This window comes from Clostridium sp. C2-6-12, from assembly GCF_009928485.1.
Classification (GTDB): Bacteria; Bacillota; Clostridia; order Clostridiales; family Clostridiaceae; genus Clostridium.
Map to the genome: position 1 here is coordinate 254,270 of NZ_JAABNP010000002.1, position 22,820 is coordinate 277,089.

Here is a 22,820-nt window from a genome sequence, read left to right on the forward strand (position 1 = left end):
TCTTTCTCTAATTTTTACTCATTTCTAATCTACTTTTTTCAAATCCTCTTCTTTTTGCTTTTAATTCCCAACTAAATTTAGTATTACTTTCACCATATACAACGAAATAATTTTTATATCTTTCTATCCTAGTTATTGCACCATTGTAAACCTGTGTAAAAACATGATATTCAACTTCTGTATTTACACACTCTTGAAAAATAGTATCTATTAAAACTAAACATTCTCCATTTTCTATAATTCCACTTCCAATATCACCGAAATAATAATCTGCTGTTTCATATGCATTTATTAATCTTTTCCCATAATTTTGAGTATCTTGAACACAGTTTTTTGATCCACTTGCCTCTAGATCTGCTGTATAAATAGTTCCATCCGTATATATGTTATATCCATCCATTTGCAGCTCTGTATTAATCAAAATATGAGACAATTGAAGGTAACTTGCTAGCTGCTTCCCACCAAGATATACACGTTCCTTGCATTTTTGCATGTCCCAAGAATCATCACCTATTCTTACTCCACCACCACTGTAGGCACTTAATATTTCATCTCCTTTATCATCTTCAAATGTAAATCCACCTCTTACTACTCTAAATCCACTTGAATTTAATATAGTTTTATTATCTGTTGCAGCATGAATAGTTTGAATTATTGCATCTGGATGCATTTTCATTTCTGCATAAAAATCATCACCTTTTGATACTCTATCAGAAATTTCTTTATCTGTTTGAGTCCTATACGAAGCAAAATCACTACTTAATACCCTATCAGAAATTTCTCTATCTGTTTGAGTTCTATATGAAGAAAATTCACTGCTTAAGACTCTATCAGAAATCTCTTTGTCTGTTTGAGTTCTATATGATGTAAAGTCACTATTTGATACTTTGCTCTCGATTTTTGAATCTTGGTCATCAAATTTTTTATCTGCTTCCTTTTTATTATCATCAACTTTTTGATCTGTATCTTTAATGTTTTTATCTAAATTATCTAATTTACTATTTTGTAGCTCTACATAATTAGATGTAAATTGCCCCAGCTCTATTTCAATATATTCTTCTTCAATACAATCCCATTTATAACTTATACATCTTACTTCAACTTCAATATCAATGTTTTTGTTATAACAATGAACTGTATCTCCTAAACATATTTTTTCTAATACATCATATCCAAGGCTCTTATATTTAGTTGTTTTAGATAATTCTTGCATTTTTACAACGTAGTTTGCAGTTATTTTATCTAAACCTTTTTCAAACATCTTATTACAACGCCTAACCATTTCAGCTTGAGCTTCAGCAATAGTATTATATCCTTCTGTATCATCTGGACTTCCTTTAACTTTAATATCTCTAAATTCTATTGTATTTTCGATTATTCCAAGAGCATTTATTAATGGGCTGTCTACATATGGCTTATCAGTGCTCAATGTTATGTCACCGGCATATGGATAAAGCCTTGTTACAACATCATCAAAATTCAAGTCCTCTTCTACGTCTTCAAGGTTATATCCAAAAGTTACTCTAACACCTTTATCAGATCCACGCTTTGTATTAATGGTAAGATTATAATTATTGCAAACTATTTCTCCACCATAGCACCTTGTAAAGCTATCTGCTTCAGATCCATTTACAGCATTCATTGCATTCCTTAATTTATATTGAAGTGTATTTTGTATTGTTATATTACTTGATCCTGTAAAACCTGTATCGGCTAATATTGTGACTAAAGCTTGTTGACCATTGGCATTATTCAAAGTTTTATTAAAAATAACCTTTTTAGCTAAATCAAATTGAATATGTCTTGCATAAGCAGTAATACTATCATTGCTCATACTCTTTTTAGTATTATAAATTCTATATAATTGATTTTCTTCAAAGTCTGGTGTAGGAACAGATATAAAATTATTATCTTTTACATATTTATGTAGCCCATAATCATCTATTGCAAACTCCATTACTAACTCATTTTCTCCATTCAGTATGGGATTAATTTCACAGCTTATAGGATTTATTATTATTCCATTTTTACTTATATCAGGTTTATTACCAGTATAAATTTGTATCATCATATCACCCCCATTCTGCCAAAACATAAAATTGGATATAATAAAAGACTAGTATTTGCTAGTCTAAATAGTTCTCCAATTCGGAGTAATATATATTGTAAAGCCATTGCTCCAGCTAAATGTGTTTTCATCTTCCTTCAAATATAAGTTTTGCATCTTTTTAATATCAGTTTTACCAACTGCTAAAGCTCCAGAAGAATTTAATATCTTATCATTTGCAGTATCAATTGTTAATTGACCCTCTACAGTACAATTAACCGTATTTCCATTTATGTTAAATACACAAGCTCCATTACCTACAATCCTATAAATAGGCTGACATACATCCCAATTATTATTGATTACTGTAGTTAATACAGCCTCTTCATTTTCCTCAATATATTGGTATGGTTCTACTGTAAATTTAATATTAAACTTACCCAACCTTTTATAAATACGTTCTATAGAATCAATATTAACTTTACAAACTTTATAGTAATAGCCTTTATCATCACTGAAGCTTAATTTATTATTCTTAATATTATTTATCCAGCGTTTTATCTTTCGATATTCTTCTTGCCATGTATTAGCATCTTTAGATATAAAACTGCATTGAACTGAAAATTCTATGTCATTATAATTTTCTTCTTTATACAGCTTACCATCATGCCCTTTCATGGAGATCTCTTTATAATTTCTTATGGCCGAAGGAATGGAAGGTCTTTTTACTATTACAAATTTTAAATCTGTATTATGTTTTTCATTAAAATACATTTTAAACATAAGCTAAATTACTCCTTCCTTTGCTTGTATTATTATTCTTAGTCATTTTTCCAAGTTCTTTATTCATATCTCTAGCAGTTGCTTTTACAATAGATTTACCATCTATGCTTATATCTAATGCTTTTTCAAGTCTATCCATTTTATCTAATATTTGCCCTAATAAATTACCGTTTGAAGATTCTTTAGAACTATTAGAATAAGCACTATTTACATTTTTCAAATTATCTAAATTAGCTATACTTACAGTTCCGCTTAATGTTTTAGAAATATTAGTGTTAATCTGTGGCATTTCAGTTTCAAAACCAACACCAATACCTTGAGCCAACATTTTACCAATTTCATCTCTAAAAATATGGCTTGGACTATGTATTTCAAATTTATCCTTAACACCTTTCGTAAAACTCTCACAAAGTCCTCCAATCCATCCTGTCATAGAATCCCAAGCATTTTTAATACCATCTTTAATTCCAAGGACTATATTTTTACCTATATCCATCATTTTACTTGGTAAGTTTTTAAAGGTATCTTCAATACCAGTTACGACCTTTTCCATACCATTCTTGGCTTCTGTGAGCATATTACCTCCCCATTCAGTCACTTTAGTAACTACATTTACTAACCAAGTCCATATCTTATTAGGAAGTTCTGAAAAGAATTTTACGATACTCTCTATCCATTGTGATACATTTGTACTTATCCAACTTACAACATTACCGCCCCATTCTCCTAGTTTAGTTACCACAGAAACTAAAAACTCCCATATTTTATTTGGAAGTTCTGAAAAGAAAGTTGTAATAGATGAAATCCAAACAGGAACATTTGTTGTAATATAATTTAATACATTACTTCCCCATTCTCCTATCTTGGTCACAATATCTACAAGAAAGTTCCAAATATTTGTAGGTAACTGACTAAAGAACGTTGTAACATTATTAATCCACATTGGTACATTCGTAGAAAAATAATTCCAAACTTCAACTCCCCAAGTAGCTAACATTCCAACTAATTGACCTAATCCAAACATAATCTTATTAGGTAATTCAGCAAACCATTGACCCACTGAATTGATAAAATTTGGAATTGTTGATGTAAAGAAATTAGCAATTGCATTCCAGCCATTAATGAAAAAGCTTTTTATCGCTTCTATAAACTCATTCGTTTTTTGTCTAAATGTATCATTGTTTTTATATAGTAATGCAAATGCCCCAGCGAAGGGATTATAAATAAACAACAATATTTGTTTCCAGTTATTTACGAAGAAATTAATTACTTGATTAAATTTACCCTTTATATTTTCCCATAAAGAACTTGCTTTGGTCGGTAAAGATTTAAACCATCCTACTACAGAATTAAAAGCTTGAGGTAAAGTATTTGTAAAGAATGTTTTCAACCATGCACCTACTGCATTTACTCCATTTCTAAACCATTCCACTTTGTTATACATAAGTATTATTCCAGCAACTAATGCACCTATAGCTATAATCACTAATGAAATAGGATTTGCACTACAAACCAAATTGAAAGCAGCCATAACACCTTGACCAGCTATAATTGCTGTTTTAAAAGTATTGAACGCTACTACTGCCGCAGTTATAACTCCAGCTATTTGCAACGCTCCAAACGTTGCCCCAAATGTAATTACAAGTGGAATTATTGTATCTAAATTACTTACTAAACCTGCAAATACTTGACCTATAACGTCAAATACTGGAGATAATTTATCTGCTAAACCACTTATCGAATCTTTTATATTTGGCATATTAGATACAAACCAGTTACTGAATTCAGATAATTTAGGTAATACGTTGTCACTAATTGGCAATAATATACCAGTTTCAATATTACGTTTGATACCTTCAAAAGCACTACCTAAATCGTTGTATTTCACTTGATTTATAGTTTGTAAAGCATTATTAGTATTACTTATTTCTCCTTGAGTATTTGTTAATGAAGCAATACCTTTAACACCCAAATCTTCCCACATAGTTCCCCATAGTGATACTCCAATTTGATTTTGTTTTAAAGGGTCTTGCATAGATAACAATTTAGTATTAACTTCTTCAAATGCTTGCTTTCCAACGTCCCCACCTTGGGCGAATTTAGCTGACATCTCATCAGCGTTAAATCCTAAATCAGTAAATGCTTGCATTGTTGATTTGCTTCCATCTTTTGACCTAATACCGAATTCTTTAATAGAATCTCCTAATTTATCAACTGAAAAAGTACCTCCAGCAGAACCATTTACTAACATATTAAACATTTCATCCGCACTAAATCCAGCTTGTTTAAATTGCACCGAATACTCATTTATACTATCAAGCAAGTCACCATTTTTATCCAAACCATATTGAGCACCTTGAGCTATAAGATTGTATGCTTCATCTCCAGTCATCCCAAATTGTTGCATCATCATATTTGCACTTCTAACAGATTCATTAACTTCAAATCCAAATGTATCTCTTAGTAATAGCCCATCTTCAGTTAATGCTTTCAATTCGTCCCCAGTAGCACCAGTTTGTTGTCCTATAGTTTTAATTGCTTCTCCGATATCTTCAAAATTTTCACCAAAATTATCATTATAGATTCCTACCATTACATCTCTCATGCTAGACATTGCATTTTCGTTATAGCCTGTTGCGGCTTGAACACCATTTAAAGATTTTTGCAAGTCTGAACCAAAAGTTATCATGCTAGTGAATCCTTCTTTTGCACTATTCCATATGTCTCCACCTATGGCTAATCCTACACCTTTCTTAATGTATTCTCCCATTCCTGATGTAGCAGATTTTATTTTATCACCCAACTTAGTCCAAGCATTGCCTTCTTCTTCAATTTCTTTTCCATCATTTTGTAATGCTTGATCTACTTGTTTTAATTCATTTTGCAGACGTGATAATTGTGCAACAGCATTGTTTACTTTAGTTCCAGCACTCATAGTTGAATTAGAAAATTCTCCTGTTTCTTGCTTACTTTTAGCATAAGCTTCCTGCAATGCCTTGACTTTTTGTTGTTGTAATTCAATAGCCTTATTTAAGTACTCAGATTTATTACTTAATTGTTGACTACCATCACCAAATGCTTTTAAACTCTCACTGGAAGCTTTAAATTCACTTTGCAGTAAAGACATAGCCTTATTTATTTTAGTAACTCCACCTGTAAACTGTTCATCAGTTATCCCCACCTTGATGGTTAATCCCTGTATATCATCACTCATTTACTATTACCTCCCTTCTGCTAAAACATTATGTTATCTATATAACCTTTATTATTTTCACTTTCACTATCAACACCCTCAACTTGCTTATGAATCCTAAATAATTCATTAAGTTTAAGTGGTGTACTTTTCCAAAATTGTTCTTCTGTCATTCTTAAAATCACAGTTCCTAAATAAAAAAGCCATCCCCAATCCCAACCATTGTTAGAACCAGTTTGGCTTTCTATTCCCCCAAATCTTCAGTTTCTTCTGTTTCTCCAAATCCGTCAACCATAGCTTTTCCCATTTTACCAGTCAATTCATTAATAAAATCCATATCTAACATTTTTCCTACTTTTCTAGGTGTTAAATCTTCATTCCCTTCTTCTTGAACCATAACTGCATACATTAAATTTGTTAAAGCCTTTACTTTACCTTTTTGTAATTCGTTTAATGCTGTGTTTATATCTCCATAAATATCCTCTAATTCTCCCATTACACCGAAGTTAAATGATATTACATATTCTCTACCATCAACTTTTATAGTTTGCTCTTTTTTATTACTCTTTAATTGCTTTGCTGTTACTTTCTTTGCCATATTATTTCCTCTCTTTCTATTCATAAATTTAAGAGTAGGCATTTAACCTACTCTATTAATTAAGGTGTTGATTCTACTGGTACAGGTGGAACAGTTTTTAGCCATGATTCTAATTCTGTAACTGTATGTGATTCATCATCACTATCACCAATCAATCTATAGTTTTCGTCAAAATCTCTACATATAAAAGTTCCTTTAAGTTTTGCTGTTCCTTGCTTAACCTTATCTTCTTGAGTTTGGTATTCATCAGATACAAGTTCAAATTTTCCTTTATACAAGCAAATATATCTATAAGCTCCATTTGCCTTTTTACTCTTGAAAGCCATATATACATAAGGTGCTTGGTCATTTTTATTCTCAATTAATATTCCATTTACCACCTTAGAACCTTGTAAAAATGCTCTAGTTGGAACAGATAATTGATTTAATTCAATTTCAACATCAATCTGACTAAATGTTGTTATAATATCTTCTACCGTATCATCAGAATAACTTGTGTCACTGTTAGTTTTAGGTGTAAGTTTAGCACCTACTGACCTTTCATATTTTTTAACTGCTCCATATGTTGCACCTTCTTTTGTATCTGTTAATAGTGGTGCAAAACTTATGTCTCTTAGTCCTACTGTTCTACTCATTAATTATCACTCTCTTTCTTAAATATTTTTTATATTATTTTCTATTGCTTCTTTTAAATTCTTATAAACCTCATCTTTATTTTTGTTATAAGCTTGTTTCATAAATGGTCTAGATTTACGTGGTTTTGATTTGGTAGATCCATACTCAACGTACCATCCATGTTGTGCTATTTTATCTACATCTCCAACCCATACTACTTTTCCATTTTTAGATTTTTTAACTTTACTTATCTTCAATGATTTTCTTAGCTTTCCACTTCTGTCTTTAAATAAAGTTGCATCTTTTTCATCTTCTAATATAGGTTGCACTGCTTCAATTAAAGATTTATCTTGTATTAAAGCACCTTCTTTACCCATATTCTCTAATTTCCTTAATAGACTATCTAATCCAGTCACTTCAAAATCACTCATTCTATAGCCTCCAGTACATTAAAACGTAAAGCTTTGTGATATATTTTTACATCATCTTCGTATAAATCTGCACCATCACTATAAGTACAATTCTCTATAGTTTTCATAGTAAATTTAATTGTTTTCTTCAAGTCCTCCATGTTTTCTTTACTCCAAATATCAACTTGTACAAGGTAATCCACTGACTCAGCTTCATCATCAGAATAATCATCTTCATTATCACTAATTAATGTAAAAGTCACATGAGTTTTATCAATTTCCTCATCATACCAACCATAAAAACTTGAAATACCTAAAGGTTCTAAAACATTAGATAATACAGCATCAATCTTTTCTATAATATCCAACTACAAAACCTCCTTCGCCTTGATTATTATCTTTTCTTTTGAGAATCCAAAGTAATCTGTAGCAATCATATTAAAATTTCTATCTTTCCATACAACTCTAAAATCTTTAGTATTTAAATTCTCTAAAATTTTTGTATATCTAACAGTAAAATTTAATACATTTTCTTGAGAAATTTCTAATGCTTTATATAATTCAGTCCCATATAAACTATTAACTGAACAATAACATGAATAAAAGATATCCCATTTATCTGTCTGAATACCTTTTACCTTTGTTATTGTTCTTTTTTGTATTGTAATTCTTTGATTAAAATTATCTATATTCATATTTCATCACCTGCATTAGATAATTTCTCAAATATAGTCTCAACAATTCTATCTCTAACCATATTATTCTGAACATAAGAACTTTTACTGTCATATAAATCATTTATCAACTTATATTGAACTAAAGTAGCTAATTTCACTAATTTTTCATCTGTTTTATAAGCCTCTCCAACACACGAATCTATGTATATTTGAGTTGTATCAATAATGCTTTGTATGTAATTGTCATCAAATGTATCGTCTATTCTAAGATAATTCTTTGCTTCTTCTAATGTCATTTTTTTATCATCTCCTGTTCTTCAATATTAAAAAGGACAGGAGAAAACTCCTATCCAATTCCTAAAGTTGAATTTTCTTAATACTTCTTGTAGCACCAGCTTTTATATCTAATCTTTCTAAAATAGATGCTTTCTTTGTATCTGTATCGTAGTCGTTCCATCTATTTACTGTTGTTCCATTGCTTCTATCAAAGAACTTAATAGCTTCCTTCATATTTAAAGAATAGAATACTATTGTTTTTCCTTCTTGTAATGTAACTAAAGATGAATCAAAAGTAACAATTTCTTTGCCATTAAAATACTCTCTTCCATCTACCCCAACTGTAATTAAGTTCATATTTCTACCTTGTTTATCTTTCATATTCTTTAATAAAGCATAACCTTCAACATTTGTTAGTGTAATTAATCCAGCTTTTACTGTAGGCAAAGCTTTAGCCATTATATCTTCTAATGTAGTATAATCTATTGCTGTAACTTCTGTTGCATTTGTATTAACAGCCTGTACAATAGAATAATTTTCTGTTAATGTTGTAGATTCTGCAAAAGTTGAATTAACTGCGTTTTCAATATCAATTTCCGCATCATCAATTAATTCTGAAGATAACGGTACTTTTATACCTACTTTCTTACACTTGAATTGCATATCAGTAGTAACTAATTTACCATCAGGTATAACATCACCTTCTGCTATATCTTTTAACATTCCATTTTGTTCTGGATCAAATATAGGCATAGAGCCTTCATTTTTTGTTACAGGAATCACATCACAATATTGTTTTAATGAACCAAATCCTTTTTTAAGTTCTTGTAATTTATTTATGTATTGTGGTGGTAGTACTGCTGAATTATCTGTAGTTTTTACAACAGCTCTCTCTTCCTCAGTCATTTTATTCCCTAAAACTGATTTTACAAACGCTCTTATTTCATTGACTTTTTCCATATTATTAACATCTCCTCTTTCTTCTTTTTTAGCTTTTTGATTTTGTAAATCTCTCATTTCCTCTGCTTCCAGTTCTTCAGAAATTTTAATTTGCTTGTCTAAATTTCTAACTTCTTCTAAAATTTTCTCAGCTTCCTCAATCTTATTTTCTTGATTTAACTTTCTAACTTCTTCCACCTTTTCAGCTTTTTGTTGTCTTAATTCTTCTATTTTCATATCATTTACACTCCATTTCTTAATAATTTTTTGCATAATAAAAGAGCTACTAATTAAAGTAACTCTAGTTCAATTTCTAATTTTCTTTTTCTAATTTCTAAATCTTTTTGCTGTTGTAATTTATTTCTTTCTTCTTCAGCTATTTCTTTTGCTCTAGCAAATACTGAAGTATCTTGATATTGGGGTATGCATAATATGCTCCCCTCATATAATTCCACCTCTAATAAAGTCCTCATAATACTATCATCGTTAGAATTATATTCATTACTTTCTCGGACACATGAAAATCCAAATGAACAACCTTGGATTAACCCTTGCTTTATTAATTCAATCGCATCTTTACCATATGATAAATTATCATTAATAACTGCATTAAATCTTAAGCCAATGTTATCTACAGATAATGTTAATGTTCCAGTTTGAGTTGACGCTAAAGGCTTATACCACTGATGATGATATAGCAAAAATATGTTATGTCCATCTTTTAAAGTATTATCGAATGCACTTCTATCAATTTTTTCATAGAATCCTTCAAATAATTCTGTTTGACTGTCAAATTTAGCTATATATCCATCAATTTCAGTTGTATTTGTATCTTTAATTTGCCTTATTTCATAATCTTTAACTTGCCTAAATTCTCTATTTTCCATTGTTATTATCACCCCCTTCGCCATTAAAATCATTGTTTTTATTATTGCTATTCGATGCCTTTTGCCAAGTTGCATTCCCTAATATTAAATCAGATAAACTTATTTGACCACTTGGAAGCGTTGTTTCATCACCACCTTCTACAGTTGGCATACCAAGTATTCGTTTTGCATCATTTAAAGTATAAATACCATCACGAACATATCTATCTAATATTACAGATTGATTTTCAGCAGATGTTCTAAGCATCGCATTAACATTTGCTCTTACTTTATATCCTTTTTTTCTATCCATACCTAATACTTTATAATCAAATTCTTGTTCTAATTGAGTTAAAATCGGACTAATAGTATTAGTCAGAAATGATATATTTTCTGCTTCGGTAATGCTGCCATTATCTAATAACCCAAATGGAATTCCTAAAGCTGTAGCAATTGATTTTTTCCCATCTAATTTTAATTCAGCAAACTGAGAGTCAACTAGGCTTAAATTTAATGGTTGTACATTGAATCCTACAGGGACAGTAAATATTCTTCCTTTTGATGAATATAACCTATTAAATTTTTCTTGTGCTTTTTTTAGTTCTTTTTCATCTCTTTCATCTGTAACAAATTGAACTACAGCTTTATTAGTCAAACCATTAGCAAATAAATCTTTTTGATATGCTTGTGCCTGTAAATTAGTATCAAATGTATCCTTAATATATGACTTAGTAGATTTGCAATTAATACCATCAAAACTATTATCTCTTAGAATAATCATATCTTTATCGAAGCAACTGCCTTGCACTCCTGCACAATCAAAATCAATTAAAACTTTATTTTCTTTACTTGACTTAATAAGTCCAATATTATCAATAGTAAATTGTAAAATCTTGCAAGGATACAACCCTATAACCTTTCCTTTAATATCTCTGTCAATAAAAAGCCCACTAGCTCCTTGATGCTTATATAACATAATTAAAGATTTTAAACACTGAAATGTATTCATACTTGGATTCGGTCTTAATCTTAATAAATCATACAAATAATAGTTTTCAGCTTCAATCTCCCCTTTATCTGTTGTTTGTTTTACTACCAAAGGCAATTTTGCTATTGTATTGCCTAAAATATTCAATCCAGCCAAGTAATTCTGCTCATTTAAAGCATTTTCTATTATATAGTCATCACCTTTAACCCATGCAGACCAGTCGAATGCATCACCTACAGTTTCTCTCTTCTCAATTTTATTGAATATCATCTATTTTTCACCTCACTTTCTACTAAATTTAAAGGAAAATATACTAAAAACAATTAATAAAATGCTTAAAGAATACATTCCAAAATAAAAATTTATTAAAAAGTTGGTGATAATGAATAAAAATATCCCAATAAAAAGAGCCATTTCTTCAATAAAGTACTTATAAGAAACAGCTTTTTTAACCCATTTATTTAATTTTTCTAGTCTATTTTTCAATTATTTCACCTCTTTTTATTCATTAATCCCAGTCTAAAGCATCTAATGCTTTTGTTGCACTATAATGTTCTACATCATTTTCTTCTACTGCCAACAGTAATCCCATTAACATAGCTATAATTCCATCAATTTTAAATTTAGATTTAAGCTTACTATATTTAACTCCACTTTCACTTACTATTGCTATACAATTTTGTGCCATAAAATTAAATACTTCATTATTAGCTATTATCAATCTATTATCATTTAATAAATTTTCAAAGCTATTTATAGCAGTAGTCATTGTAACTGCTCCTTGTCCAAGTGGTACAATGTCCCATTCATTTTCAAGTACATTTAATATAGTTGGACTCCCCCATCTGTCAAATCCTAATTTTTCTATAGGATAGTCATTGTCTTTATTCTGAATAAACTCTAATAACTCATTGAATTTTACATATCTACCTTCAAATCCATTTACTAATCCTTGCTTAACCCACATAGAATAAGGATTTTTATCTTGTTCTTCACGTTCTATCATGGTATCTTTAGCTGTAAATAGATGCGGAACTACAATAAATTTGTCTGATATTTCATTATAGAACACTTGAACAAAAGCAGTTATGTCATTTTTACTAGATAAATCTAGACCACACCAAGATTTCATACCTTTTAATGTATTTAAATCTATGTCTTGCAAGCATCTATTCCATAACTCCATGTTGATAGCGTTCTTAATATCATCTGTCGCTACGTGTTGATTGAGATATAATCTCCTAAATTTAGCTTCAAATGTTTTCATCACTTCAGCTTTCTTAGCTAATTTTATGAAATCATCAAGCTTTTTAAATACTGATAATGCTGGATTTGCTTTTATCCATTGTTTTGTATCCATTATCTCACAGCCTTTATCTGCTTCATAAATATCATAGAAAAATGTATCATCTTCTACTTTACCTTCTTCTATGGATTTAGCATAAGAATACATTTGATATTCTAAATTAGTATTATCTTCTCCACTTGAAGCAGTTGTAGTTGTGAACATGATAGGCTCGTCCCAAAGTCCCATTCCTGTAATTAATTTTGAATATGATTCATCTGATTTATATTCATGACACTCATCCAAAACCACTATGTAGCTTGCGTATGAATCTAAATTACCGCCCTCATTAGATAATACTCTTAACGTTGTATTAAATTTCTTACGTTCTATCATCTTTTTTGATTCAGTAATTTTTACATACTTCTTCAACATCTTGTTATTCTTAATTGTTATAAGAATACTGTTATATAGGTTAGTAGCTTGATCTCTTGTATTCGCAACAATTATGTATTCAGCACCATAAACGGATTCTGTAAAGAATAAGTAGATTATAATCCATGAAACTAGACTTCCCTTTCCATTTTTACGCCCAATATTTAAGTGTGCTTCTTTAAATCTTCTGAAGGCAGTTTCTCTATTTTTAACGCATAATATTCCACTTAATATTTTGAATTGAAACCTAAGTAATTTTACTTTTTGTCCTTTTTTCCCCTTATCAAGGGTCAGCATACTTATGAATTTATAAAGTTTTTGTGCCTCTTCAACATCAAAATAATATTTATCATTGTCGTATTTCTTCTGTTGTTCTTTTATAACTTCTTCAAGCTTATAATTAGTTTGATATATTTTGTTTTCTTCAATTAATTTTAAATCTATCACTTGCTAATCATCTCATTCATTTCGGAATCTTCTTCTGATAATTCCTCGGAAGATGATACTTGCTTAAATATTTTTGATCTTGATGCTGGACTAAATCCTAATTCACGCATAGCACTCATCATTTGTTTTTGAGCATTATTTGAAACTGTAACTTCTGGATACTGCGAAGGATATCCAGTTGAACAAACATAACTTATGCCATTCTTATCCAAGAACTTCTCAGCCTTAATCCACTTTTCATAATTCTTACAGTAAATTTCTAACATAGCCAAATCTTTGTCAGTAAAATCTACATTTTCATTATTAATAATTTCATACATTCTTTTCCACTCTTTTTTTCCTATATTCCCCAAACTTGCAGGTACTTTTTGAACCACTCATATCATCTCCTCTCTATGTTCATATTTTGAAATACTAAACCACCCTATGTAAAAAACTGTGCAAATTCTTAAGTAACCTTACCCAACGTGACTTCCCTCAACTCATTTTTTTAATTTCTGACTCCCCCCATATTTTCAATTCAATAATCACCATGATAAATTTAACTTTGACTTTAATAAAAAAATTATTTAAACTCTTTATTGAACCTATCCAACAATTCAAATAAAATCTTTTGCATATTCAATTTATCCTTGTCTGATCTATCGTATTCAGCATGAACTCGTCTATGGTTCTGCTCCGTTAAGTGAATTAGATTACCAATATCAAGCCTACAATTAAAATCATCTTCCAAACAAATTATATGATGAACTCTCTCACCTTCAACAATTCGTCCTGTCCTATAAAATTCTAATATATCCATACCAAGGCAATCACTTATAACAGCTTGCCTAACTCTTTCCCAATCATTGCTACTATAAAAGTCTTGATACTTCTTTTGCTCTGCATCACGTCTACGTCTATTGCTATATTCCTTATATCTTTCCTTCTGTTCCTTATCATATTTACTGGCATGATAATCACAATAACTAATGCCATCAGCAATAATCTTAGTACATCCATGCCAACTACATTGCTTTAATATAGCCATTACTATTAACCTATACCAATGAACTTAATCCAAGCATCACAGGTAAAGCAAACAGCACAAACAATCCAATCAAATCGCTATTACTTACTTCCTTATCAACTTTAAAACTCTTCTTTATAAATACAATATTTACTGCCTGTACAAATAATATTCCAAAAACAATTACATTTAATATAGCTAAAAACTTATCCATAATTAATCCTCCAATCTATTTTTGAGCATAATAAAAGAACAGTATATTTCAACTGTTCTCAATAAATTACTTTTTATGTAATATCACAAGCGTATCCATTTGTCCTTTTAAGTAGTTTGTCCCATCATTAATAATATCTAAACTATTTTTTAATTCTTCTAACGAATAATATAATTCATCTTTTTCATCTTTTATATCATTTAACTCTATTTCCACGTATTTTAACGCCTGTGCATATAAAGCGTATTCTGTATTTCTACGTTGCCAAGGTATTAATACTCCAAATATTAATACCCCAAATGAACAAGACATGAAAGAGTAAATTACCTTTTCAACAAAATCATCTTTGTTGACAAAGCTAGCTAATGCAGAAGTTAATAATGTTATTACACTTATCCCTGCTGACAACCATGATATATTATTACATTCTTTTAAAATACCATACCTATCTTTTTCATTTTTTATGTATAATAATTTTTCTTCTTTGCTTTTAAATTCATTCAAATTTTGAGATATTATTTTCATTCTTTTATCTATTTCTAAATTAAAGTTTTTTTTATCTTCAAGATATCTAACATCAATTGAAGAGCCTATAATTTTCATAAACCTCACCATCCTTCATACAAATTATATAAAAGGTGGCTTAAAAATGCAATAAATGTAAATTAGTTAGAATTGATAACATTTTTGTTGCATGATAAAAGAACCCTAAATTAATAGGATTCTTACATAAATATTTCTTTCGTCAGAGTTTCTGCTCTTTCTAAATTAATTTCAATTTTAAATTGCAAATTATCTCTTTCTTTTTCAGGTATCTCTGCTCCATCATTTAAAAGTTTTATATAGCTTTCTTCTATTGTTTTCAAATATTTTCTTAATTTTTTTACATTTTTATCTTCTTCCATATATTTACCGCCTTCCATAAAATATATTATTCTACGGTAAAGTGGTAAATCCTTCTATTTATTCTTCAACAATTTCATTTCTACCGTATAAAGTATCTTGAATCATAGTTGCGAATTCTTTATCATATACAGTATTTTTTATTATTTCTACATCTGTATTCTCAAAAGTCTCTAACTGCTCTTCTAATCTCTTTTTTTCTTTTTCTAATGCTAGTATACCAAATTCAGCACCTTCAACATTATGCTTATATCTAGTTACATATCTAATGCAGTTATTTATTCCCTCTATTGCATTGTCTACTAATCCTAATGTTTCACTTATTTGTTTTGGTGTAATCTTTTGTTTTTCCATTTTTTTATCCTCCAAATTTCTTTATTGGAGTAGCTACTTCCATTACTAATAATACAGTAAAAATAAATGATTACAACTCTGTTTTTTTATGCTATAATTTTGTATTATCAAAAGACAAATATAGATAAAAATAAAGATAAAATATAATTAACTTTGATTATAAAAGAGTAGCGAAAAGCCACTCTTATTTTTATATTTCCACGAACTCCTTCGCTTTCTTATCCCAAACCACAACTTTATAATCATACTCTGGATATTTTAACCTCATCATCTTCCATTTAATTTTAAAAGTTTCTTCAACTGTCTCTTTACAGCCTTTGCAATCCACTATAATTATTTCTCCTGAATTAAGCAGTAAAACAAAATCGACAGTAAGAGTTATTTCCCTTACTGCCCTATTATTCTTATCTCTAAATTTATTCTGAATTATGTATTTGACTTGTCTACTAATAGATTTAATTCCAAGCTTATCCTTATTAGCAATTATGTATTGATTATAGTTATATTCTGTTTCCGAATCCCATTTATTCCCTTCTGAATCAGTAAACTTCTTACTATAAAATCTCTTTCCCATTATTTTTACCTTTACTATCCCATATGTCATTTAATAAACCTATCAATATCATAAATATACAAAGAATACAACTAAGCCTTAATTCACCAATATCTGTAATAGCAACTACTTTTACTAATACACCTAGCATTAAAATAAAAGTTGCAATATTTATATGCTTTGCTAATGCTTTTTTATCCATCTACCCTTTCTCCTCCTTCACAAAACTTCATATATCGTTCTCTACTTATTTTCAAACGTTCTTCCGCTCTAGCTAAATTAACACTTGTCTTTTTATCCATCTCATACCACTTTTTATCGAATTCAATTCTGTCTCTTAAATTTTTATTTTGTTGATTCAGCACATCATTTTTTACATTAAGAAATAACGCTATACCACCTAAAACTAATATTAATATTAAATCTATCATTAACATACACCTCCTACACTCTTCCATAACCTTTTGGAGCTACAGGAATACTATTCATCCATCTGTCCTTCATAATTCTACTAACCATATTAGAACTACAACCATACAATTCAGCTATATCTTTATATTTAATATTTGTATTCAGCTTTAACCATAAAATCTCATTTGCTTTTTGCTGATCCAAGCAAGTACAATGTCCATTTAATTCCCCTGAAGTTACCTTGCTTCTTTTTTCTTTGTATTCTCTTGCTTCCTCTAAATCCCTAATATATTTTTCTCTTTTTCTAACTCTATTACTGTTATATCCATAATCCTTTTTAAAGCAATCAGAATATAAATTCATATACTTTTGTTCAGTTATAAATAAATCTTCAATACTGCATTCTTCTAAAATAATAAATTCAAATGAATCTAATCCATAATTCACAACATCTTCAACCATTTTAGCATTGCCTTTTCCTGCTTTTAATGAGCTTTTGTAGTGACTAAATCTCTTATCAATATCTGTTGCAGACCCTATACGTATTCTTTTTGTGATTGAGTTTTTAATTAAATATACACCGTTAATTTTACACATTATTAATTCCCTTCTTTTTCAACAACCTGTTTAGTCGGTTGTCCACTTAATAATTTATTTTGGTTTTTTTAATATTTCTATTGCATTTTACTTGCATTGTGTTATAATTTAATAGAAGATGGATATAAAATATAAAACTGTCAAGTAAAAATATTTTATATCCCTATGTATCCTATCTAGATTTCATTTTGTCAATTTCTTTATGTACAAATTTAACATACCTATCAATTAATTTATCATTCTGCTCTTCTAACCTATTGATTTCTTTTGTTTGTCCTGCTTTAATTCCACCATGCTTTTTATTGGCTAATTTTATAATATCGTCCTTAATATCTGTTATAGCTTCTCTTAAAGACAACATTTCTGAACCTTTCATATCAGCCATATTTATTTTTAATCTTTCTTCCAAAGCACTACAAATAATATTACACAGTTTAATTCTATCATTGTTATCCAATCTTTTAGCTTTCCATTCTCCTTGCGATAATTCTTTAAATTCCTTGTAATCAGCTTCAATGCTTTTTGAATTCATGAAAGTTTTTCTGATTCTGTACTTACCAAATCTCTTTTCAAAATCAATTGATTCTTCCGAAGCATATTCCAATATTACAGCTCCTGTTTTTCTAAGTTGCTTTAAAATAGATTTTATTTCTTTTTTTAAAGGTTTTGCTACAGGTTTTCTTGACTGCATAAGCAATTCATATAATCCATCTTCTGTAACAAATAGTTGTTTTTGAATTCCTCCAAGGGTATCAGTTAAAAATATACCTTTTTCATCTTCATCAATTTCAGCATCTTTAATCATTTGACTAGTATTTTTGTTATTCAACCATTCAGCCACATCTTTTGCAAGAAATAAAGGTTCTTCTATAGACCTATAAACTCTAAAATCCTTTCCTAGTATTTTTTGTTCATTAATAATTTTTACAACTTGTTTTGACATATAATCATGCCCCTTTCACAGTTTATAGTAGTATATAATCTCTTATACACTCTAATCAGCTTTCACAATCAATAAAATAGTACATAATAAAACCACCTGTAATTAAACAAGTGGCTCTATATATACTACTATTGGGTTGTGAATACCCATTACAATGTATAATTAAAATTATTGCATATCCATTTATAGGATTATATGGTATAATTGTAATTGCACAAACGAGATGAAATAAAAAGATTATATTTTTATAATCTTCTTTAGTAGTGCAACTTAATTATATTTTATTTTGCCGATATGGTGGGATCGGTGGTTGATTACGTTTTCCACCTTCAAAGGATTGTTGAAAATACAGTCCGAAGGAGGTGTTGCTATTGAAAATGTCAAGAAATGTTGTTATTAATATAGTTATAGTACTAGGTGTTGTACTTGTTTTATTTACAGCTTTAAATTCAAAAAACCTAGTAAAGATACATTACAAAGATTTTAGCTTCGAGACAACTGAAAAAAGCACCCCAACCAAGTAGTGCCTTTCAGTGATTTAGTATTAACTTACATATCAATTCAATAGTCCTTTGAAAAAAGTAAAAACGTAGTACTTTATAGGACGAGTCTAGTGTTCCACCACTAGGCTTTTCTTATTTTTATTATATAGTTATTATTTCAATTTTACAATATTTTAATCAAAAATTATATTTTTTAACTTTTTCTCAGCTTGAAGCATATCATCAATTCTTTCAGAAATAGATATTTCTATAAGTTCAAGTGATTTCTTACATTGCTTAATAGTATTTCTATTTTGTTCATTGTCTTCCAATTCACTCATAGTATCAATGAAATTCTCCAATTCTTGCTCTGTATTTAAGAGAGATTTGAATTCTAATGATTTCAAGTCCTGAATAATTTCCAAATCGGATCTACTATGTAGCTTATTTTCTAATTCTTCAGCTTCTTTATATGTTAATTCTCCACGAACCATTTTATTTATTTCTTCTCTATTACTCATAACTAAGCCACCTTTCTTAATCTGCTGACAATTTGATTTGCAACCATACTGATATTTGAATATGAATCAATTTCTATATCAAATTTATCCAGTATTTTTGTAGCTTTATCATCAGATTTCATCACAATTAAAGTATTATCTATGTAACTAATTCCTACATTACTAATACCAAATTCCTCGCATCTTTTGAATGCAGCTTCTTTTATATCTTCGATTTTCCAGCTAGGCACGATACAATTTAATGCCCAGTAGAGCCTACTTATAAAAATCTTGTAATGTTCAACCTCATTCTCTAATCTTTTAGTGGTACTATATCTTTCAGAAATATCCTCAACTATAGCATCTATTTTAGTCTGATTTTGTTTTTGAAAATGTAAATTCAAACTTTTGTGCTTCCTAGAGTACCAGCCTTTATTGGCTTTAAGATAAGATTGTCTAAAATTGATCTCATTTTCATATAAAAAATTAATGTATCCCTTTAACACATCTTTTACACAGGTAACATCTTTGGGAATTGCCATAGAATACTCACACCATTCGCCATCATAAATTCTACATTCAATATCCCCATTTTTCTTCAAGTTGAATTTGTAAGTCCAAGCATCCCCGTTGTCAATTTCAAATTGATCATAGTCATTCATAACTTTGCTAATGTCAGTTAATAGTTCCTTAATTTCTTTGTTTGTTAATACCTTTGCTAATTTACTCATAATAATTCTCCTTCCTGCTTTTAAGATAAAGCATAACCCATAATATTTTTTTATTTAGTAATTCCGTACAAGAGTTTCCAAATATCTTCACTTGGATAAATTAAAAAGACAGACTACATAAAGTAATCTATCCATCTAAAAATAAATTAATAAAAGAAGGAATTAGACAGATTTACTGCCTATTTAATTTATCCAGTTAGAAAATAATAAATAATTATATATTTTTCCTTTTTGTAAATTTCACTTGTTCATATTTTTTATTTATCACTTTCCACAAAAAGAGGGCGTGCAGGCAGAGCCGAAACGACCTTACCTGTTCTAATTAAGTTAATAAATAGATTAAACAAAAATATAATATAATATATTTTATGACTAATATAATACGTTCTTTTAGGGGTAGCCCTCTTATTTTTATTTGTAAGTGTCATAACGGTTCACATTCGTTCACCTATTCCACTAACAGCCTAAGAAATAATTCACCCTACTACCCCTAAGCCACTAGGCAAAACCCCAAGGGCAATTGATTTTTTATCTCTTTTTTCAACTAACTAATTATTAATTAATTTTATTTTATATTTTATTTTTTTGGGGTACATCTTCTAATAGAATTGTATTAGAGAAAGTAACCCATTTTTATATTACTAAGCAACATACTGTCCATTTTTTTCTCCCTTATGTTCATCAAACCAAGTCTTAATATATGTATTTTTCTTTATACATCCTTTTATTTGATCTCTACTAAGTCCACTTAATTCTATTATATCTTTCATTTTAACTGACTTACCTATTTCTAATTTCTCTAAACATTCTTTTAATATCTGTGGATTAGTTTTTTCTTTTCCTTCAACATTAGATTTTCTACTTTCTAATTTATATTCTTCAAATTCAATAGGTAAAGTATCATAATACATAGGAGTAGCATTTAATCTTTCACATAACATTTGTACATAGCTTGTATATGTTTTTCCTGCGATAATAAATACATTACAAATATCTTCATTAGCAAAATGTCTACATTTAATTCTCATAATATTTTGTTCTGCATCTACTACTATTTTACTTCTCATAATATAACCCATTAATATATCTTCAAACATACCTTTCTGAGAACCTTCTGAATGAACTTTTAATAATGTATCTATCATTTCCTTTATTTTTTCTTCGGGTTCTTCATTCCAATTAAACTTGTGTTTTTTTGCTTGTTTCATATTTATATACAAATAAGTTAATAAATAAACTATGTCTGATTGTCTATTAAATCCAACATGAACCATTGTACTTTTATTATTCCAATCATTTCTACCTTTAATTGCTCCATAGTATGCAACATCTTTAGTATCCAATTGTTTTTCAAACTTTTGAAATAGACCTTTCTTTTTTCCATAAGTAGATACAAATACATCATCACCACAAGTATTATTTATCCATTTGCAAGTTGCTTCAATAGCTTGTGGATTCTTTTTAAATGTTCTTTGACTAGCACTAAATGGAATATGATGTATATTAATATCTGATTTTTCTTTTTTATCATCAATTTCAATGTATTTAAATAATTCTTTATCTATAGTATAATCAATGTCAAAATAAGCCGTAGCATCTAATATATGATATTTACATTTGTCTGTATCAAATTTATCTGAATTATCATTTAATAACATAAATTGTCTGCTATTATCTTGGTCTTCATCTTTCTTATTTACAAATAAACAACCTTCTGAATAGATTCTTTGTAATATTTTAACTTTCTCAAATATATATCTACTAACATTATTTTCCAATACTTCATAGAATTTTTTGTCTGCATCAGCATTAATCAATAATGTTTCTTTAGATTTTTTAATCCACATAGTATCATATTGTTTTGAATAATCTGTTCTAATATCATCTAAATTATCTTTTATTCTCTTAAATGTTTTAAGTAAATAATCTTTATCATCACCTTCACGACAACCATCTAATGCAATATTAATTTCAGATAAGAATTTTTCGTTTATTATATCTTCATTTGTAAGGATTGGTTTTTCATCTATAAATGCAACTTCTCTTTTTCCTTCTGCCCATTTATACATAAATTCTCTTTCTTCTTTACTCATTTTAAAATACTTTTGAGTAGATATTAATAATATTGGGTATTTGAATTGTTCTTGAACTTTTTCTTTAAATTCTTTTACACAATTTGTTTCTAATTCTTCTTCGCTAACACCTTGAAATAAATAACATCTATCTTGTAATCCTTCTGAATCCATTATTTCTTTTAATCTATCAATAATGTCTGTTATCACAATTGCTCCATATGGTTCTAGCATATCTTCTCTTTTAACTTTTCCAATAAATCCATAATTATTTACTAAATTATCTAATAATGCTTTTATAATTACTGATTTACCCATACCACAACGGGCAGGATAAATATTTACTTTTTCAAAATTATCATCATTATAAACTATTTTAGTTAAATCCTCAGCGAACTTTACTTGCTTTTCATGTACATTTTGTATTGTTTCCTTATATTTTCTTACCGTTCTATTTATTTTAAATTCTTTAATGCTGTTATTCATTCTGCT

The 22,820-nt window shown here is 28.8% G+C and carries 29 protein-coding genes; 1 reads left to right on the forward strand and 28 read right to left on the reverse strand.

Features of this window, described 5'->3' with window-relative positions:
- Window positions 1–7: 7 nt before the first annotated feature.
- The 25 genes from GXK56_RS02840 to GXK56_RS02955 form a co-directional block, all read right to left on the reverse strand.
- Window positions 8–2,071 carry a phage tail spike protein gene (locus tag GXK56_RS02840; RefSeq protein WP_160684672.1) on the reverse strand — a complete coding sequence of 688 codons (2,064 nt, stop codon included), beginning with the start codon at window positions 2,069–2,071 and terminating at the stop codon, window positions 8–10.
- 60 nt (window positions 2,072–2,131) lie between these two features.
- A complete protein-coding gene (locus GXK56_RS02845; protein WP_160684675.1) occupies window positions 2,132–2,830 on the reverse strand; it encodes a distal tail protein Dit in 699 nt (232 codons plus the stop codon).
- Window positions 2,823–6,044 carry a phage tail tape measure protein gene (locus GXK56_RS02850; protein ID WP_160684678.1) on the reverse strand — a complete coding sequence of 1,074 codons (3,222 nt, stop codon included), beginning with the start codon at window positions 6,042–6,044 and terminating at the stop codon, window positions 2,823–2,825. Before GXK56_RS02850 ends, GXK56_RS02845 begins: the two co-directional genes overlap by 8 nt.
- Before the next feature lie 20 nt (window positions 6,045–6,064).
- The gene (locus GXK56_RS27945) at window positions 6,065–6,208 is read right to left on the reverse strand and encodes a hypothetical protein (RefSeq protein WP_207710254.1); all 144 of its coding nucleotides are present in this window, start codon (window positions 6,206–6,208) and stop codon (window positions 6,065–6,067) included.
- A 59-nt stretch (window positions 6,209–6,267) separates the two neighbouring features.
- Entirely contained in the window at window positions 6,268–6,621 is a 354-nt protein-coding gene (locus GXK56_RS02855; protein ID WP_160684681.1) for a hypothetical protein, read from the reverse strand.
- 59 nt (window positions 6,622–6,680) lie between these two features.
- Entirely contained in the window at window positions 6,681–7,256 is a 576-nt protein-coding gene (locus tag GXK56_RS02860; protein WP_160684684.1) for a major tail protein, read from the reverse strand.
- 18 nt (window positions 7,257–7,274) lie between these two features.
- Window positions 7,275–7,667, reverse strand: a complete 393-nt coding sequence (locus tag GXK56_RS02865) for an HK97-gp10 family putative phage morphogenesis protein (RefSeq protein WP_160684688.1) — start codon at window positions 7,665–7,667, stop codon at window positions 7,275–7,277.
- The gene (locus GXK56_RS02870; protein ID WP_160684691.1) at window positions 7,664–8,014 is read right to left on the reverse strand and encodes a hypothetical protein; all 351 of its coding nucleotides are present in this window, start codon (window positions 8,012–8,014) and stop codon (window positions 7,664–7,666) included. Before GXK56_RS02870 ends, GXK56_RS02865 begins: the two co-directional genes overlap by 4 nt.
- Window positions 8,015–8,341 (reverse strand): phage head closure protein, encoded by a 327-nt coding sequence (locus GXK56_RS02875; RefSeq protein WP_160684694.1) that lies wholly within the window; start codon window positions 8,339–8,341, stop codon window positions 8,015–8,017.
- Window positions 8,338–8,619 carry a head-tail connector protein gene (locus GXK56_RS02880; RefSeq protein WP_160684696.1) on the reverse strand — a complete coding sequence of 94 codons (282 nt, stop codon included), beginning with the start codon at window positions 8,617–8,619 and terminating at the stop codon, window positions 8,338–8,340. Before GXK56_RS02880 ends, GXK56_RS02875 begins: the two co-directional genes overlap by 4 nt.
- 61 nt (window positions 8,620–8,680) lie before the next feature.
- On the reverse strand, window positions 8,681–9,775 hold the full coding sequence (locus GXK56_RS02885; protein WP_160684699.1) for a phage major capsid protein: 1,095 nt from the start codon (window positions 9,773–9,775) through the stop codon (window positions 8,681–8,683).
- 53 nt (window positions 9,776–9,828) lie between these two features.
- Window positions 9,829–10,425: an HK97 family phage prohead protease gene (locus GXK56_RS02890; RefSeq protein WP_160684702.1), complete on the reverse strand. Its 597-nt coding sequence runs from the start codon at window positions 10,423–10,425 to the stop codon at window positions 9,829–9,831.
- Window positions 10,415–11,662, reverse strand: coding sequence for a phage portal protein (locus GXK56_RS02895; protein WP_160684705.1), 1,248 nt, complete (start codon window positions 11,660–11,662; stop codon window positions 10,415–10,417). Before GXK56_RS02895 ends, GXK56_RS02890 begins: the two co-directional genes overlap by 11 nt.
- Before the next feature lie 238 nt (window positions 11,663–11,900).
- Window positions 11,901–13,559: a terminase TerL endonuclease subunit gene (locus tag GXK56_RS02900; protein ID WP_160684708.1), complete on the reverse strand. Its 1,659-nt coding sequence runs from the start codon at window positions 13,557–13,559 to the stop codon at window positions 11,901–11,903.
- Window positions 13,556–13,936, reverse strand: a complete 381-nt coding sequence (locus GXK56_RS02905) for a phage terminase small subunit P27 family (RefSeq protein WP_160684711.1) — start codon at window positions 13,934–13,936, stop codon at window positions 13,556–13,558. Before GXK56_RS02905 ends, GXK56_RS02900 begins: the two co-directional genes overlap by 4 nt.
- A gap of 188 nt (window positions 13,937–14,124) precedes the next feature.
- A complete protein-coding gene (locus tag GXK56_RS02910) occupies window positions 14,125–14,589 on the reverse strand; it encodes a hypothetical protein (protein WP_160684714.1) in 465 nt (154 codons plus the stop codon).
- 10 nt (window positions 14,590–14,599) lie between these two features.
- Complete coding sequence (locus tag GXK56_RS02915) at window positions 14,600–14,782, reverse strand: hypothetical protein (protein WP_160684717.1); 183 nt, start codon at window positions 14,780–14,782, stop codon at window positions 14,600–14,602.
- A gap of 66 nt (window positions 14,783–14,848) precedes the next feature.
- Window positions 14,849–15,385, reverse strand: a complete 537-nt coding sequence (locus GXK56_RS02920; RefSeq protein ID WP_160684720.1) for a hypothetical protein — start codon at window positions 15,383–15,385, stop codon at window positions 14,849–14,851.
- Between the two features lie 122 nt (window positions 15,386–15,507).
- Window positions 15,508–15,705 (reverse strand): hypothetical protein, encoded by a 198-nt coding sequence (locus GXK56_RS02925; RefSeq protein ID WP_207710251.1) that lies wholly within the window; start codon window positions 15,703–15,705, stop codon window positions 15,508–15,510.
- Between the two features lie 40 nt (window positions 15,706–15,745).
- Window positions 15,746–16,039 (reverse strand): hypothetical protein, encoded by a 294-nt coding sequence (locus tag GXK56_RS02930; protein WP_160684726.1) that lies wholly within the window; start codon window positions 16,037–16,039, stop codon window positions 15,746–15,748.
- A 190-nt stretch (window positions 16,040–16,229) separates the two neighbouring features.
- Entirely contained in the window at window positions 16,230–16,613 is a 384-nt protein-coding gene (locus GXK56_RS02935) for a DUF1064 domain-containing protein (RefSeq protein ID WP_160684729.1), read from the reverse strand.
- Complete coding sequence (locus tag GXK56_RS02940) at window positions 16,594–16,794, reverse strand: hypothetical protein (RefSeq protein ID WP_160684732.1); 201 nt, start codon at window positions 16,792–16,794, stop codon at window positions 16,594–16,596. Before GXK56_RS02940 ends, GXK56_RS02935 begins: the two co-directional genes overlap by 20 nt.
- Window positions 16,787–17,023, reverse strand: coding sequence for a hypothetical protein (locus GXK56_RS02945; RefSeq protein ID WP_160684735.1), 237 nt, complete (start codon window positions 17,021–17,023; stop codon window positions 16,787–16,789). The genes GXK56_RS02940 and GXK56_RS02945 overlap by 8 nt, the downstream gene beginning before the upstream one ends.
- Before the next feature lie 13 nt (window positions 17,024–17,036).
- Window positions 17,037–17,600: a GIY-YIG nuclease family protein gene (locus GXK56_RS28025; RefSeq protein WP_243155994.1), complete on the reverse strand. Its 564-nt coding sequence runs from the start codon at window positions 17,598–17,600 to the stop codon at window positions 17,037–17,039.
- Window positions 17,601–17,772: 172 nt separating this feature from the next.
- Window positions 17,773–18,543: a Bro-N domain-containing protein gene (locus GXK56_RS02955; protein WP_160684738.1), complete on the reverse strand. Its 771-nt coding sequence runs from the start codon at window positions 18,541–18,543 to the stop codon at window positions 17,773–17,775.
- A 371-nt stretch (window positions 18,544–18,914) separates the two neighbouring features.
- Here GXK56_RS02955 and GXK56_RS02960 point away from each other — a divergent pair, with 371 nt between their 5' ends.
- Window positions 18,915–19,067 carry a hypothetical protein gene (locus tag GXK56_RS02960; protein ID WP_160684741.1) on the forward strand — a complete coding sequence of 51 codons (153 nt, stop codon included), beginning with the start codon at window positions 18,915–18,917 and terminating at the stop codon, window positions 19,065–19,067.
- Between the two features lie 152 nt (window positions 19,068–19,219).
- On the opposite strand, the gene GXK56_RS02965 is transcribed toward GXK56_RS02960, so the two are convergent.
- From GXK56_RS02965 to GXK56_RS02975, 3 genes are all read right to left on the reverse strand, one after another.
- A complete protein-coding gene (locus GXK56_RS02965) occupies window positions 19,220–19,546 on the reverse strand; it encodes a hypothetical protein (protein ID WP_160684744.1) in 327 nt (108 codons plus the stop codon).
- Between the two features lie 2 nt (window positions 19,547–19,548).
- A complete protein-coding gene (locus tag GXK56_RS02970) occupies window positions 19,549–20,256 on the reverse strand; it encodes a hypothetical protein (RefSeq protein ID WP_160684747.1) in 708 nt (235 codons plus the stop codon).
- 641 nt (window positions 20,257–20,897) lie between these two features.
- Window positions 20,898–22,814, reverse strand: a complete 1,917-nt coding sequence (locus tag GXK56_RS02975) for a hypothetical protein (RefSeq protein ID WP_160684750.1) — start codon at window positions 22,812–22,814, stop codon at window positions 20,898–20,900.
- Between the last annotated feature and the right edge of the window lie 6 nt (window positions 22,815–22,820).